General features: G+C 53.1%; 2 protein-coding genes. Both read right to left on the reverse strand.

The features are described from left to right. Positions 1–264: 264 nt before the first annotated feature. Positions 265–525, reverse strand: a complete 261-nt coding sequence (locus LL972_RS21540; protein ID WP_228329322.1) for a hypothetical protein — start codon at positions 523–525, stop codon at positions 265–267. Between the two features lie 650 nt (positions 526–1,175). After that, positions 1,176–1,381 (reverse strand): hypothetical protein (locus LL972_RS21545; RefSeq protein ID WP_228329323.1); only part of this gene is annotated, 206 nt, incomplete at its 5' end.

A 1,381-nucleotide genomic window follows, 5' to 3' on the forward strand; every position in this document is an offset into this window, starting at 1 on the left:
CTTCAGGTGGGGCCATTGTCCAACCGCAGCGTCGCAGATCCTGCAACTACCGGCTGAGGAATGGGGCTAATCAAGAATTTTTAAGTCAACCTGACCCCGTTCTTCCTGGCATCTAGCCGCCCCATTCAGAGATGGAAAACGGTCGCCGGCATTTTCAGTTACTGCACCTCTCAATATCCATCCAACTTTCTCCTGTTGTCTAACGCTTGAGTTAATCCGCGCCGCGCAGCGGCGTCGGCTTGGACGAATTGTTAGGCGGGCGCACTAGAGCCTTGCAGGCAACAGCTGCCAGCGCGAGGAATCGACACCAATGCGGGCGGAGGCTTCGCCTATTGCCTCTCGCGCTCCGGCGAGGCTGCCATCAGGGAGGTTGCACTCAACCAAATGCGTATTTGCCTCCTCAAATTTGTGGCGCATGTGCCACTTACAGGTGTAAAGGCTATGACCACAAGCTTTAAGGAATGCTAGACACTCGTCAGCAGTCATGCTTTGCAGGGTCAGACGAAAGTTTTCTTCACGTTCCATGTTGCTCTCCTTGAAGTAGTGCTACAGAAATCTTGAAAGCTGCTTGCTAGCGCCCGCGTCGGGCCTTCCGCTAACGGCATTTGAATAGGCTACCAGTGTCCGTGATGTGCCGTGCGCGGTCTAACTATGTTGGACCGCTTAAGCGTAGCGTTCCGTGATCCCCGCCGACTCCCTAATCGCGGTCAATCACCACAAGCATTTGAAGCTCATCTCTTTTCAGCTGTGTCCCTGCCTCATATCAGGCCCAAAACGATGCTTTCCAACGGCCACGCGAGTACGTCAATTGCCTTGCTTATGAAAGTGAGCCAGTCCATGGTTCCGCGAATCCTCTGTGGTTTGTGGCCAGGCCTAACGCCTCAATTAAGCCGACCCGCGAAGCGGGTTCGGCTTGAATGATTTTTAGGGCCCACATTTGCTACTTTTTTTTACTCGGTCGCTGCGTCAACGCTGAACCAGCTGAAGTTTTTGATGACTTGCTTGTTGATGAGTCTCTAAGCGTCTTTGACGCGGCAGACGCTGCAGATGAGGAAGTGACTTTGTTGCTACGAGACTGAGACAGAGCAGAGCCAGCCGCTGATTTTGAAGACTTGCTGCCACTACCGTCACTTAGGACTTTAGATGCGGCTGATGCTGCGCGACGGGACGTCTTTTCACTTGCCATTAGGTAACTCCTGCAGTTGGCGGACCAAGGCAACGGGCGATGGATCTTTAAGAACGACAACAGCCAGAATGACAAGAACCACTGAGAAAATAAAGGTGCTTACGAGCCCAGCGGCAACGTTAGGGAAGGTCTGAACAACGAGGCCTGAGAGTGCGGGATATCGCGTCGTTCCGGAGAGTCGCGTTTGGATTTTTG

This window comes from Xanthomonas campestris pv. asclepiadis (assembly GCF_020784175.1).
Taxonomy (GTDB): domain Bacteria; phylum Pseudomonadota; class Gammaproteobacteria; order Xanthomonadales; family Xanthomonadaceae; genus Xanthomonas; species Xanthomonas campestris_D.

Coding starts and splice junctions, on each gene's coding strand:
- LL972_RS21540 (WP_228329322.1), bottom strand. CDS start 525: ATGGAACGTGAAGAAAACTTTCGTCTGACCCTGCAAAGCATGACTGCT.